A 12,671-nucleotide genomic window follows, 5' to 3' on the forward strand; every position below is an offset into this window, starting at 1 on the left:
AATTAGTTCCTTTTAGTTACTAAACTCTCCCACTCACTCCTCAGCAAGCCATATCTCAAATCATCACAGCGATTGCCTTGGGCATCTTTACGGTCTCGGATGCGAGCTTCGAGGGTAAATCCAAGTTTTTCTGCGACACGTTGACTTTGGACATTATAACCAAAACAAGTCAGTTCAATCTTGTGAAGACCCAAATCTTTAAAGCCTAAGTCAATCAAGGCACGCGCAGCTTCTGGCACATAACCGCGTCCCCAATAGTCTGGGTGTAAGGTATAGCCAATCTCCAGCACATCATCTTCATGACGATGGTTGAAATCAACAGAGCCGATAACTTTATCAGTCTCTTTGGCAACAATTCCATAGCCTGCTGGGAGATTGTCCTTTTCATTGCGCTCAGGAAGGATATGCTCTAGGTAATAAATCTCATCTTCCAAGGTCTTGACTGGAGGAAAACCTGCTGGATAGGCGACCTCTGGCAAACTAGCATAGTCAAAGATATCCTCAGCATCCGCCACTGTGCGGACTCGTAAAACGAGACGTTCTGTTTCCAAGCGTTCTGGCAGTTCAGTTCTTGCCATCCTTTTTCCTCGCTTTCTTAATGAAGCTTCCCATAGAACCAACTCGGTCATCTAAATAACGATAAACGCGCTGGTGGCCATCCCCCATAAAGTAAGTCGGCGCAAAACGGTCATTCTTAAAATGCCCCTTGTCATCCAAAAGTTCTGGAGCAGCTAGTCGTTCGATAATCTTGGCAAAGATATGACAGATTCCATCTTCCTCGATAATCCTATCTACCTGACAATCCAAAACGACTGGACAATCCTCTAAAATCGGTGCCTCAGTTCGTTCAGAAATTTCATAATGTACTCCCAAACGTTCCAATTTCTCCTGATGACTGATAAAACCAGCCTGCTCCATCTCGAGCATGAGATTTTCATCAGGGATATTCACAGTAAATTTTTGATAATGTTTAATTTGATCTGCGACATTCTCTCTCGCAACGACTCCAACCACAATCCAATCTCCCAAGCTATAAGAGGAGCTACAGGTCGTAATATTGTGTCCAAAATTCTGATCCTGATATCTCAAAATGAAAATAGGAAAGCCATAGTAGAGTTTACTTGTTTTAAAAGATTGCTTCATGACAACCTCCTTTGACCAAGATACAAAAGAAAAGCCCTGCCATCTACATGACAGGGACGAATGTATTTATCCGCGGTACCACCCAATTTCGGGCAGTTGCCCGCAACTCTCGTCTTTAAAACAAAAAGACACTTTTATTTCAATTTTTCATCCATTAGCAACCAGTTTTGACACATTTGTGGACTTCTCAGCTCCGCCACTTTCTGTAAAATGTGGGATTCAAAACACCTCTAATGGCTCTATTGTAACAATATTTTTTCGGAAATGCAAGGCACAAGAAAGATTACTTGAACTTGATGCCATTTTCTTTCAATTTCTTGATGGTAGCTGGGCCGATTCCTTTCAAGGCAAGGAGTTCTTTTTCAGTCCAGTTTTTGAAATCTGAAGCAGACTTGATTCCTTGATCATAGAAAGTTTTGGCACGATCAAGTGGAAGTCCACCCAAGTTTGCTGCAAAATCTTCTACAGAATTGGCTACTTTTTGAGCTTGTTCTTTGGTAGCTTCTACTGCTTGTTCAACCTTTTTAGAAACAGCCTTACCAGCTTGGCTTGCTGACTGCTCTGCACGTTTTACGACTTTTTTTGTCTCTTCCACAACCTTAGTCACAGTACTTGAAAAGGCACCTGCGCGACGGAGGCTATTTCGTAATTGTTTTTTACGATTGAGTTTCTTTGACATGATAAAATCCTTTCAATAAAAAACCCCTGCTCTGACAAGGATTTAATATAAATATTCTATCAAGATTTTAGTAAAAAATCAAGAATCTATCTCGTTTAATAATTTCGCTCACCAAACAAGCCTTCTGGCAAATCATGGAATCCCTTGCCTGCTTTGAAGTTTTCAAATTTGCCAAGCAAGAACTGATAAGCATCCAAGCGGCTTTCGTAGCGAATCATGGCATCTTTGGCACGCTCGTCTTGGTCTTCTTCGTAGACTTTTTGGCTTTCCTTGTGCGCCATGTCGTTAATCATAATCTGGGTATTAACCCAAGCTTCAAATTCCTTCATAAATTCTTGTTCGTAACTCATTGATTCTCCTTATTCTAATCCACGGAAATAGTCCGTGTCAATCTCACGGTAGGGTTGAATATCCTGAACGTACTCCAACACACCTTGGAATTCTCCGTTTTCATCGTGCACTGCTGCGTAGGTGATGTGGACAAACTTGCCTCGTGACTCAGACTTGAACCACATTTCATACTTATCCTTGGTCCCCTCACGAAGTCCCTTCATGATGGTCTTGACCTTGTCCAAGTACTTAGGTGGATGACATAGTTCAACATTGCGCCCAACTTGGGACGGCGTCCGTTTGAAAATCATCTCATCAGCTGGCGTATTGTCATTGTAATATTGGAAAATATCGTCTTTATTGACAAAGGTAATTTCCATGGGGAGGTGATTGAGGATGAGGTTGGCCTGCTCGACTGAGAGATAGCCATTCCCAAAAGCCTGTTGACTATGGCGGTCCAGCACTGCTTCCTTTTCCTTAGGGGTAAAGGTAATGGTAAACTGTCCTTCTGGCGTATCGATAACTTGTTGAACTTGACCCTCTGCCGTATCTAGCTGTACAGGCTCTTCTGCACTCTTTTCCTCAACAAAACTCTGTCGTTCTGGCACCCATTTCTCAGACGGACGGATGATAGCATAGCCATAGGCATCGCTCTCCTCCGCAATCTGAAGCCAGTCATCCTGGGTGAAGGACTCAAGGAGAATCATGAGAAGGATGGACTCTTCCTTGAAAATCATACTTTCAAACTCTGTCGCAAAGGCTTCAAAAGCTTCTTTTACACTGCTAATCGATACTTCTGGTAGTTCCTTGGCTGTCGCTAAAGCTGTTTGAAAGAGTTCCCTGATCTGGTCATCCACTCCCCACATGACCTTAGGAGGTGAATCGTGTCCATAGCGCTCCATGATGGGGAAAAATAGCTCTTCCTTACGCTGGTAGTGGATGTCAAATTGACCCACAAGGCCCAGCTGTCGAACCAAGCCCTTACGCATCTCCGCCAGCATTTCTTCATCTTCCATAGACTCATATGTATCTAACAATCTACGAATGCGAATCAAGGTCGCACGGAGGGCCAGATTTTCTTCTTTGAAAATCTGAACTGGGTGACCTGGATGCTCAGTATCCTCTACTTCGACACCCTTAACAGCATTTTTAAAAAGATTGGCATGGACATCACAGAGTTCCATGACATCTTCAAAGGTAACACCTGAGTCTGAGTTCATCAACTCGTGCTCCATGAGAGAAATCTCGATGGCTGACACACCTGTAAAGGTCGCATCAAAACGCTCCTGAACTGACTCAGGAGAGGCACCATTGTGCAATTCTAACAAAATATCCCGTAGGACATGAATCCGTTCATCTGCCATTAGTCTAATCCAATCACTTCGTAGCCGTTTGCTTCCAGCGTGCGGACAATCTTGTCCATAGGAGTTCCTTCAAGCTTAGACCCCTGCTTGAGCGATACTTTACGACCGACTGTGTTGCGCATCAAGGGATTAGCAAGGGGTTTAAAACCAAGCTCCACTAGGATTTCCAAAACTTCTGGATGCTTATCCACCACTTCTGCAACAGGAATTGACACATCGATGATATTGTCCATGACGACCTCCATTGAATGTTCTAAAATGATTTTACTGCTTATATTATACCATATGGAAAGAGAATAAAAAACTAGCAGTACAAGACTTACTAGTTCTCTGAGACTTGAATTACGGCCTAAATAAGTTTAAAGAGCCAATCCAATATTTTAAATAATAGCTTGTAAAACAGCAATTGGACTGCAAAAGAGATGATCATCCAAAAGAATTTCAAAATCCCAATAATCGGTTTAATAAAAATAATGGCAAGAATTGTCCAGAAAAATTTCATTCTCTCTCCTCTGGCTTGATGAGCCACCGAGCCGTATCCATTAACTTGTCTGCAATAAAAAGTTTACCTAGACCGACAACAACATTGTCATCTTTCTTTATCGTTTTCATTACTTTTATACCTTGCACGGTCAAAAAGTAATTCCCGTAAGTTTTAGCTAGAGTTTTTATGAGTCCCATATTACTCTCCTTCGATGATTTCAGCCTCTTTTCGGATTGTTTCAAGATCTTCTTGATATTGAACTTCACTATAGTTGACTAGCTTGGATAATTCTTTCTGTAAGCTTTCCCCCATCGGTTTCATAGTTGCAAAGGTTAAACCACCTGAAATGATACCTCCCAAGATAGGTATGAATTTCCCCATTCCTTTGGCCAACCCTCCCTTGGTCAGATTCACACCAAATATTTTTAAGACTTTTTTCAAAATAGGGTACCAAAGCGTCTTTGTTAAGGCTTTATTAGGCACTGTTTTCATTACCTGTTTGGCAATTGTTATACCACCAGCACGTAGCAAGGCAGCGGTTCCATTTACCCCCAACATTACACCTAGATAAAGCAAGAGGGTATTTTGAGCATCTTCACTCAACTCCTCGCGTGAAGCCCAAAGATCCTCATATCCATAAATATAACCTAGTTCTTGAGCTAATTTTAAAGAAAAAGCATAAAATTGAGCTACATCCGCTGGAATGGTAATTGCCATGGCAAGTCCACCTGGTAATCCAGCAACAACAGACGTTCCACTCGCTAATAAAACATTATCCCTAATGCAGGCATTAGCCACTCGATCTAAGATTTCTTGAGATAAGAGAGACGTTGGGCCTTGTTCTAATAAGGTAGGAATGTCCTGTGGATCCAATTCTTTGGAAAACTTATCCACTAAAAATTTCGAACGATCAACCTTAACAACAGGTAGTTTCACCACTTGTTGCAATACTTGCATAGCCAACTCTTGTTCAGCCATATACAAACTCCTTATTTCTTTTTTACACCTTATCATATCATATTTCCTAAAAAAAAAAAGCATTTTCTAATTAGATAAACATTAAAAAATACAGAATCCCTTTTTTAAAAGAATATTTTTCCATTTCAAATTCCACCTATTTTCTCCACCAAAAAAGAGGGGTGCCCCTCTTCTTAGTTCTTATCCAGATTGCGTAGCATTTCATCAATCTTGTTTCCATACTCGATGGACTCGTCTTTGACGAAGGTCAAATCTGGGATTTTGTACAATTTCAAATTGCGACCAAGTTCACGTTTGATGGTGCCAGTTGCTTTTTCAAGCCCGATTTGAGCTTTTTGATTATCTGAAGCAAGGTTACTCAAAATGGTGTAGTAAACCTTGGCAACAGACAAGTCACCTAGCATCTGAACATCTGTGATGGTCACGCCTTGGACACGCGGATCACGGACTTTCTTTTGCAAAATCTCATTGACTTCACGCTTGATTTCCATGCCCACACGATCCGTACGGAAATGATTTGCCATGATATTCCTTTCTCTACTTTGAACCAAAAGCTAGGCCAGCAGACCTAGCTATTTTTAAACTTATTGATTTTCATTTCAAATTGGAACGAAGTTCAATTTGAAATCATCTGCTTCTTTCGCCGTGGTGAAAGTGATGGAACTGATTTATCAGTCCCATCACAGGGGATTTTTGAGACCCTAGGCTCAAAAATAAGCAATGAAACCATCGGTTTGCTTGCGTCCCTCACCACCTAAGAAAGGAGCAAAAAATCTTATCTCTTAATTTCTTCCATGACATAAGCCTCAATCACATCATCCATCTTGATATCATTGTAGCCATCGATCATCAATCCACCTTCACGACCGTTTGTCACTTCCTTAACATCGTCTTTGTAGTGTTTCAAGCTTGCGAGTTCACCGTCATAGATAACGACACCGTCACGGATAACACGGACTTTAGAGTCACGGGTAACCTTACCGTTGATAACCATGAATCCACCGATAGTTCCCACTTTAGACACCTTGAAGGTTTCACGGATAACTGCTTCACCGATAATTTTTTCTTCGAATTCTGGATCAAGCATCCCTTTCATAGCTTCTTCCATTTCTTCGATAACCTTGTAGATAATGCTGTGGAGACGGATTTCCACATCGTCAGCTTCTGCTTGTTGACGTGCTTGTGGTGTAGGGCGTACGTTGAAACCAACGATAAAGGCATTTGAAGCTTCAGCAAGGGTCACGTCTGATTCGTTGATGGCACCGACCGCAGAGTGAACGATTGTCACTTTGACACCTTCCACGTCGATCTTTTGAAGTGAGGCAGAAAGGGCTTCAACAGAACCTTGTACATCGGCCTTGATGATCACGTTAACTGATTTGAGTTCACCAGCTTTAAGGGTATCAAAGAGGTTTTCAAGGCTGACACGTTGGGTAGCTTGACGTTGTTTCATAAGGGCACGTTTGGCACGCTCTTCACCTGCCGCACGCGCAGATTTTTCATCTTCGTAAACGGCAAAGTGGTCACCTGCCATTGGCGCTTCGTTCAAACCTGTGATTGAAACTGGTGTTGATGGACCTGCTACCTTAACACGACGACCAAGGTCGTTGGTCATGGCACGGACACGACCGAAGGTATTTCCGACAACGATTGGGTCTTGGACATTCAAGGTACCTTGTTGAACAAGAAGGGTTGCGACCGCACCTTTTCCTTTATCCAGACGAGCTTCGATAACTGTACCGATCGCACGCACTGTTGGGTCTGCCTTGAGTTCTTGGATTTCAGCTACAAGAAGGACTGTTTCCAACAATTCTTCGATGTTTTGGTTGAATTTAGCTGAGATTTCAACAAATTCAGAATCTCCACCCCAAGCAGTTGACATAACACCATGCTCTGCCAATTCACCGATAACGCGTTCTGGGTTGGCACCTGGTTTATCAATCTTGTTGATGGCTACGATGATTGGAACGTTCGCCGCTTTTGAGTGGTTAATGGCTTCGATAGTCTGAGGCATAACCCCGTCATCTGCCGCTACAACCAAGATAGTAATATCGGTAACAGAAGCACCACGCGCACGCATAGATGTAAAGGCCGCGTGTCCTGGTGTATCAAGGAAGGTAATCTTCTTGCCATTTTCCACGATTTGGTAGGCACCGATATGCTGAGTGATACCACCCGCTTCACCTGTCGCAACACGAGAGTTACGAAGGGTATCTAGGAGTGTTGTTTTACCGTGGTCAACGTGTCCCATGATAGTTACAACTGGTGGACGCTCTACCAATTCATCTTCATTGAGATAACCATCTTCGACAAAGAAACGCTCGATGTCAGCATTATCCACTTCAACCTTTTGTTTGGCTTCGATACCGTAATCCACCATGAGGAGTTCGATTGTTTCCCCATCCAAGGATTGGTTTTGTGTGGCCATGACACCCATCATGAAAAGTTTCTTAACGATTTCAGCTGGTTCACGTTTGATACGTTTTGCGATTTCCGCAACGGTCATACCATCTGTATATTCAAATTCTGTTGGCAATTCATGGAATTTACGCTCTGTAACAGGTTTTGGAGCCTGATTGCGGTTGTTCTTGTTATTGCCTTTTTTGTTCTTTTTGTTGTTATTCCAGTTACTATTCTTTTGATTTCTCACTTGATTTTGACTACTTCGATTCTTTTGTTGTTTTCTAGGACCATCTTCTTCATGATCATAATCGTCACGATTTTTGTCTGGTCGAGCTTGTTTTTTACGACGTGTATCCACTGCAGGTTCTTTTTTCTCAGGGACGACTTCAACCACTGCTTGAACTTGCTGTACTTGTTGCGCTTGTTCAGCTAACTTAGCCGCTTCTTCAAAGATTTCCTCTGGTTCCTTGCGTTTGTTTGCTTGAGCTAAGGCTTCTTTAGCAGCCTGATATTGCTTGAAGCGTTCCTCACTTGAACGTGCATACTCTGCATTTTGCTCTGCTTTTAGGGCTGCCGCACGGGCTTTAAAGTCAATGCGTGGAGCCGCTTGATGTGGACGTTTGTCCTCTTGTTGACGGCGATTATTTCCACGATTTTGCTGACCTTGCTGTTTCTTAGCTTGGTCATTAAAGCGACGATTATCGCGGTTGCCTTGACCTTGTTTTCCACCATTGCGGCCGTCGTTTTTCTGACGGTTTCCGTTTTGTTGTTGGTCACGGTTATTGCCCTTATTTTGCTTGCGTCGCTCTGCCTGCTCTTTAGCACGTGCTTCACGCTCAGCCTTGAAATTACGGCTTTGCGGTTTAGCCGCTACTTTTTCTGCTTTAGGAGCGACTGGCTCAGCTGGTTTTACTGGTTCAGACTTTTCGGCTTTCTTTTCTGCACTTGCTTTTGGGGCTGCAGGTTTTGCCTCTTCCTTGGCTACAGCTGGTTTTACTGGTTCAGACTTTTCGGCTTTCTTTTCTGCACTTGCTTTTGGGGCTGCAGGTTTTACCTCTTCCTTAGCTACAGCTGGTTTAGCTGGCTCAGATTTTTCGGCTTTCTTTTCTGCACTTGCTTTTGGGGCTGCAGGTTTTGCTTCTGCTTTCGGAGCAGCTGCAGGCTTAAAGCTGGCAGCGATTTTTGCAGCGACAGCTTCTTCCACACTTGATGAGTGGCTTTTCACATCCAAGCCCAACTCTTTTGCACGCGCTACAACTTCTTTACTTTCTTTTCCAAGCTCTTTTGCGATTTCGTACAATCTTTTCTTAGACAAATCATGTCCTCCTCTTCTATTCCATAAGAGACCTCATTTTCTTTGTAAATCCAGCATCTGTCACAGCCAAAACTTTTCTTGATTTTCCGACTGCTATGCTTAATTCCAGTGTTGAAAACACGGTTACAATTTCTACTTGATAATAATGACTTTTATCTTGAATCTTCTTGGTCAGATTAGGTCCAGCATCATGAGCTAGAAAGACCAACTTGGCCTTGCCGTCCTGAATGGCCTTGACAACCAATTCTTCACCCGATATGATCCGCCCTGCTCGCTGAGCAAGTCCCAAGAGATTGCTTATCTTTTGCTTATTCAAGTCCTAACTCTCTTCTTTTCACTTTGTGATCCACATAAGCGATCAACTCGTCATAAAAGCTTTCTTCCACTTCCATGCTAAAGCTACGGTTAAAGACCTTCTTCTTTTTCGCCTCTAGGGCTTCTGCATTGTCTAGCTTGATATAAGCGCCACGGCCATTGGCCTTGCCTGTCGGATCGATAAAGACTTGTCCTTCCTTGTTTTTGACAATGCGGAGCAAATCACGCTTATCAATCACTTCATTGGACACAACAGACTTGCGCAAAGGGATTTTTCTCGTTTTCATCTTTCCCTCCTCTGGCAGCTTTTATTCTTCTACAGTATCGTTTTCTGCTTCCAAATCTACTGAAGCAACCTCTTCCATGGCTTCAAATTCACTAGCAGACTTGATATCGATACGGTAACCAGTCAAGTGAGCTGCCAAGCGAACGTTTTGCCCACGACGACCAATAGCAAGAGAAAGCTTGTTATCTGGCACAACCACCAAGGCACGTTTGCTGTCGTTTTCATCAAAGATAACTTGGTCAACTTCAGCAGGAGCAATGGCATTGTAGATAAATTCAGCTGGATCTGCTACCCACTCGATAACGTCGATGTTTTCTTCGATTGGTACCATGCGGTCATTCTTAGCATCGTAACGAGCTGGGTGGAATTTGCTGGTAATCTTCTTGATATTAGCACCACCACGTCCAACGATTGTACCGATAGCGTCTACGTTTGGATTATGGCTACGAACTGCAACCTTAGTACGGTCACCTGCTTCACGAGCCACGCTCATGATTTCAACAGTTCCATCATAAACTTCTGGAATTTCTTGCTCCATTAAACGTTTGATCATTTCTGGATGACTACGGCTAACAAAGACGTTGACACCACGAGGGTTGTCTTCAACCTTGTAAACATAAACTTCGATACGATCATGAGAAGCAAAAACTTCTCCAGGGATTTGGTCTTGTTTTGACAATTGGGCTTCGATGCTACCAAGGTTGACATAGATAAAGCGGTTGTCAAAGCGTTCTACTGTACCAGACATGATTTCTTGCTCATGTTCTTTGTAAGTATTGTAAGTGATGGCACGTGTTTGCTTGCGCATTTTTTCCATGATGGTTTGTTTGGCAGATTGGGCTGCTACACGACCGAACTCAGCAGGCGCTTCTTCAAACTTAATCTTATCACCAAGCTCATAGGCTGAATTGATGACAAGAGCATCTTTCAAGCTGATTTCCAAACGGCTATCAAATACTTCATCAACCACTTCACGAACAGTATAAACTGTAAAGTCCCCTGTTTTTTCGTTGAAGTCAATGGCTACGCTGTCTGATTGACCATAGCGTCTGCGATAAGCGGAACGAAGCGACTCTACTACTGCGTCGATGATGTCTTCTTTTTTGATTCCCTTGTCTTCTTCCAAAATGCGGAAGGCCTCTAGCATTTCTTTACTCATGTTTTCTTCACTTTTGAATTCTCAAAAGCTATCCTTTCTTTTTCTATAATTTAACTGCTAAACGTGCTTTTGATACTAAACTGTATGGAATTTGGACGGTTTTCTTACGCGTCTTGTCCATATATTCCATAGTCAACTCGTCCTCTTCGAAGGCCAACAAGGTTCCTTCAAAGACCTTTTGCTTATCGATGGCTTGGTAGAGCCCGACATGGATGTATTTCCCAACCGCTCCAGCGACGGCATCCTTGGTTTTCAAAGGACGTTCCAAGCCTGGACTGGTGATTTCTAGGAAATATTGTTCTGGGAAGGGATCTGGCTTGATGGTGTCTAGGACAGGACTGATCATTTCTGTCAAGTCTGCCGTGTCGTTCAAGGTAATTCCTTCAGGTTTATCTACAAAAATACTGAGAATCATGTCACTGCCAATCTTTCCATACTCGATATCCACGAGTTCGAAAGGCGCTTGGATGACAGGTTCTACAACTTCTCTGACTAATTCTACGATTGTTGCGATTGCGTCCACCTCCTCATAAGCAAGAGGCGAAGATATTTCCCCGCCTCTCTTTCTCATATTCTTACTTACAGTATAGCACTTTTTACTACTTATGTAAAGCAAAAGCACTTGTACAGCCTGATTTTAGGCTATTTCTTAAAATTCTGCCTCAACTCGGTAGATAACTTGCCCCTTGTTGGAGAATTTTTGCTCGTATTCTGTCATGACATTGCCTTCAAAATCACTAGCATGCAAGTCTAGCCAGACACCATTGAGTTTCATACCATACTGAGAAAAGCTCACTAGGCTGTACTCAAACAAGCCACGGTTATCCGTCTTGAAATGAATTTCTCCATTTTCAGGCAAGATACGTTTAAAGGTATCCAAGAAGGTCTTGTAGGTCAAACGGCGCTTTTCATGGCGTTTTTTAGGCCAAGGATCTGAAAAGTTCAGATACAAACGATCAATCTCACCGTCTTCAAAGTAGTCAGTCAAGTCAGAACCATCTACCCACAAGAGCTTAATATTAGGTACTCCAACTTCAAGCACCTTGTCCAAAGCATAACTCAAAACAGACTTTTGAATATCAATCCCGATATAGTTGATGTCAGGATTTTGCTTGGCCATACCTGAAACAAAGGCACCCTTTCCACTTCCAACTTCCACATGAATGGGATTATCATTGCCAAACAAGTCCCGCCATTTTCCCTTGGCTTCCAAGGGATTGAGGACCACATACTGGGGATTTGCCTCTAGTAACTCTGTCGCCCCTTTACGATTTCTAACTCTCATCTTCTCTTTCCATACTTGTCTCGGAAGTGACGTAAGCCATGAATCTCCCGATTGACATTTTCTAAATCTTGATTCATATAATACTTGGAAATCTGGCTCAAATAAGACAATTGACCGTACCAATACAATTTATTTAATACCGTCTGATTGTACTTGTAACCGTAGTAGGTCAACCATTCCTTCCACTGATGTTCTGGAATATAATGGCAGAGCATATGGGCCACATCAAACATGCGGTCGGTCAAACGAACCGAATCCCAATCCACCAAATAAATCAAGCCACTGTCTGTCTCAATCCAATTACTATGTCGTACATCTCCATGGACAATGGTCGCATGGTCCTCTCTAAATCCTGGAATAGTCTGACGTAAATCAGCCATCACTTCACTGATAAAATGATTTTTACGCAAAGCATCTGGAGCCGTTTCTTGCCAAGACTGTAGTAAATCTACAGGTGTTTCCATGGCATAGCCCAAACGACTCAACTGTGTCATCAACGGACGTGAGCGATGAAGACGGGTTAAGATATTGACGATTTGTTTACGATTCATATCATAGGGGGTCAATATCTTGCCTGTCAACCATTCTTGAGCACACATATCACGCCCATCTGCCAAACGGCGACTCCATAATAATTGTGGAGCAATTTGTTCTCTAGCTAGACCAGGTAGGATTGGAGAGGTGTTCATTTTTACAAAGATGCGCTTCCCATCAGGATAGCTACCCATATAAGCCTTGCCACTTTTCCCAGGTATGGGAGTCAGTGTTAGCTCATTATCACCCAAATCCATTTCTTTCCTCCGTATAAAGTTTCCTTACTATTCTACTAGTTTTTGGCCTATTCGTCAACCGCTCCACACCCGATTCTCAAAGAAAAGCCTCTGGATTGGCTCGGGCTATCATTATAGCTTGAAAAAGGCAAGCACCGTC

15 protein-coding genes and 2 pseudogenes are annotated in these 12,671 nt (G+C 42.7%); all 17 read right to left on the bottom strand.

Translation table 11 applies throughout. From position 1 onward, the window contains the following. Positions 1-2 precede the first annotated feature (2 nt). Complete coding sequence (locus ACLV7Q_RS07975; RefSeq protein ID WP_218756999.1) at positions 3-578, bottom strand: GNAT family N-acetyltransferase; 576 nt, start codon at positions 576-578, stop codon at positions 3-5. After that, positions 565-1,143 (bottom strand): flavin reductase family protein, encoded by a 579-nt coding sequence (locus ACLV7Q_RS07980; protein WP_218757000.1) that lies wholly within the window; start codon positions 1,141-1,143, stop codon positions 565-567. Before ACLV7Q_RS07980 ends, ACLV7Q_RS07975 begins: the two co-directional genes overlap by 14 nt. Before the next feature lie 283 nt (positions 1,144-1,426). Next, positions 1,427-1,822, bottom strand: a complete 396-nt coding sequence (locus ACLV7Q_RS07985; RefSeq protein WP_218757001.1) for a helix-hairpin-helix domain-containing protein — start codon at positions 1,820-1,822, stop codon at positions 1,427-1,429. A gap of 95 nt (positions 1,823-1,917) precedes the next feature. Further along, positions 1,918-2,172, bottom strand: coding sequence for a DUF1912 family protein (locus ACLV7Q_RS07990; RefSeq protein WP_000119707.1), 255 nt, complete (start codon positions 2,170-2,172; stop codon positions 1,918-1,920). 9 nt (positions 2,173-2,181) lie between these two features. Continuing rightward, positions 2,182-3,516: a DUF438 domain-containing protein gene (locus ACLV7Q_RS07995; RefSeq protein WP_218757002.1), complete on the bottom strand. Its 1,335-nt coding sequence runs from the start codon at positions 3,514-3,516 to the stop codon at positions 2,182-2,184. Next, entirely contained in the window at positions 3,516-3,749 is a 234-nt protein-coding gene (locus ACLV7Q_RS08000; RefSeq protein WP_000368739.1) for a DUF1858 domain-containing protein, read from the bottom strand. Before ACLV7Q_RS08000 ends, ACLV7Q_RS07995 begins: the two co-directional genes overlap by 1 nt. A 265-nt stretch (positions 3,750-4,014) precedes the next feature. Then, complete coding sequence (locus ACLV7Q_RS08005) at positions 4,015-4,197, bottom strand: hypothetical protein (RefSeq protein ID WP_050265964.1); 183 nt, start codon at positions 4,195-4,197, stop codon at positions 4,015-4,017. A gap of 1 nt (position 4,198) precedes the next feature. Continuing rightward, positions 4,199-4,978, bottom strand: coding sequence for a hypothetical protein (locus tag ACLV7Q_RS08010; protein WP_218757003.1), 780 nt, complete (start codon positions 4,976-4,978; stop codon positions 4,199-4,201). A 173-nt stretch (positions 4,979-5,151) separates the two neighbouring features. Then, positions 5,152-5,502 carry a 30S ribosome-binding factor RbfA gene (gene rbfA, locus ACLV7Q_RS08015; RefSeq protein ID WP_001273601.1) on the bottom strand — a complete coding sequence of 117 codons (351 nt, stop codon included), beginning with the start codon at positions 5,500-5,502 and terminating at the stop codon, positions 5,152-5,154. Positions 5,503-5,753: 251 nt separating this feature from the next. Next, positions 5,754-8,294 (bottom strand): annotated as a pseudogene (infB, locus tag ACLV7Q_RS08020) (translation initiation factor IF-2); the annotation flags it as partial. 228 nt (positions 8,295-8,522) lie between these two features. Continuing rightward, positions 8,523-8,696, bottom strand: a pseudogene (locus ACLV7Q_RS08025) (translation initiation factor IF-2 N-terminal domain-containing protein); the annotation flags it as partial. A gap of 16 nt (positions 8,697-8,712) precedes the next feature. Beyond that, positions 8,713-9,012, bottom strand: coding sequence for a YlxQ-related RNA-binding protein (locus tag ACLV7Q_RS08030; RefSeq protein ID WP_001041390.1), 300 nt, complete (start codon positions 9,010-9,012; stop codon positions 8,713-8,715). After that, positions 9,005-9,298 carry an RNase P modulator RnpM gene (gene rnpM, locus ACLV7Q_RS08035; RefSeq protein WP_000857562.1) on the bottom strand — a complete coding sequence of 98 codons (294 nt, stop codon included), beginning with the start codon at positions 9,296-9,298 and terminating at the stop codon, positions 9,005-9,007. The genes ACLV7Q_RS08030 and rnpM overlap by 8 nt, the downstream gene beginning before the upstream one ends. Positions 9,299-9,319: 21 nt before the next feature. After that, positions 9,320-10,456, bottom strand: coding sequence for a transcription termination factor NusA (nusA, locus tag ACLV7Q_RS08040; protein ID WP_218757005.1), 1,137 nt, complete (start codon positions 10,454-10,456; stop codon positions 9,320-9,322). A 43-nt stretch (positions 10,457-10,499) separates the two neighbouring features. Then, the gene (rimP, locus tag ACLV7Q_RS08045; RefSeq protein WP_050230440.1) at positions 10,500-10,979 is read right to left on the bottom strand and encodes a ribosome maturation factor RimP; all 480 of its coding nucleotides are present in this window, start codon (positions 10,977-10,979) and stop codon (positions 10,500-10,502) included. Positions 10,980-11,105: 126 nt separating this feature from the next. Beyond that, a complete protein-coding gene (gene trmB / locus ACLV7Q_RS08050; protein ID WP_001266094.1) occupies positions 11,106-11,741 on the bottom strand; it encodes a tRNA (guanosine(46)-N7)-methyltransferase TrmB in 636 nt (211 codons plus the stop codon). Beyond that, positions 11,738-12,532, bottom strand: coding sequence for a cell cycle regulator CcrZ (ccrZ, locus tag ACLV7Q_RS08055; RefSeq protein ID WP_000362999.1), 795 nt, complete (start codon positions 12,530-12,532; stop codon positions 11,738-11,740). Before ccrZ ends, trmB begins: the two co-directional genes overlap by 4 nt. Positions 12,533-12,671: the final 139 nt, after the last annotated feature.

It is taken from the genome of Streptococcus mitis, assembly GCF_965111725.1.
GTDB lineage: Bacteria > Bacillota > Bacilli > Lactobacillales > Streptococcaceae > Streptococcus > Streptococcus mitis_DV.

Coding starts and splice junctions, on each gene's coding strand:
- ACLV7Q_RS07975 (WP_218756999.1), bottom strand. CDS start 578: ATGGCAAGAACTGAACTGCCAGAACGCTTGGAAACAGAACGTCTCGTT.
- ACLV7Q_RS07980 (WP_218757000.1), bottom strand. CDS start 1,143: ATGAAGCAATCTTTTAAAACAAGTAAACTCTACTATGGCTTTCCTATT.
- ACLV7Q_RS07985 (WP_218757001.1), bottom strand. CDS start 1,822: ATGTCAAAGAAACTCAATCGTAAAAAACAATTACGAAATAGCCTCCGT.
- ACLV7Q_RS07990 (WP_000119707.1), bottom strand. CDS start 2,172: ATGAGTTACGAACAAGAATTTATGAAGGAATTTGAAGCTTGGGTTAAT.
- ACLV7Q_RS07995 (WP_218757002.1), bottom strand. CDS start 3,516: ATGGCAGATGAACGGATTCATGTCCTACGGGATATTTTGTTAGAATTG.
- ACLV7Q_RS08000 (WP_000368739.1), bottom strand. CDS start 3,749: ATGGACAATATCATCGATGTGTCAATTCCTGTTGCAGAAGTGGTGGAT.
- ACLV7Q_RS08005 (WP_050265964.1), bottom strand. CDS start 4,197: ATGGGACTCATAAAAACTCTAGCTAAAACTTACGGGAATTACTTTTTG.
- ACLV7Q_RS08010 (WP_218757003.1), bottom strand. CDS start 4,978: ATGGCTGAACAAGAGTTGGCTATGCAAGTATTGCAACAAGTGGTGAAA.
- rbfA (WP_001273601.1), bottom strand. CDS start 5,502: ATGGCAAATCATTTCCGTACGGATCGTGTGGGCATGGAAATCAAGCGT.
- rnpM (WP_000857562.1), bottom strand. CDS start 9,298: ATGAAAACGAGAAAAATCCCTTTGCGCAAGTCTGTTGTGTCCAATGAA.
- nusA (WP_218757005.1), bottom strand. CDS start 10,456: ATGAGTAAAGAAATGCTAGAGGCCTTCCGCATTTTGGAAGAAGACAAG.
- trmB (WP_001266094.1), bottom strand. CDS start 11,741: ATGAGAGTTAGAAATCGTAAAGGGGCGACAGAGTTACTAGAGGCAAAT.
- ccrZ (WP_000362999.1), bottom strand. CDS start 12,532: ATGGATTTGGGTGATAATGAGCTAACACTGACTCCCATACCTGGGAAA.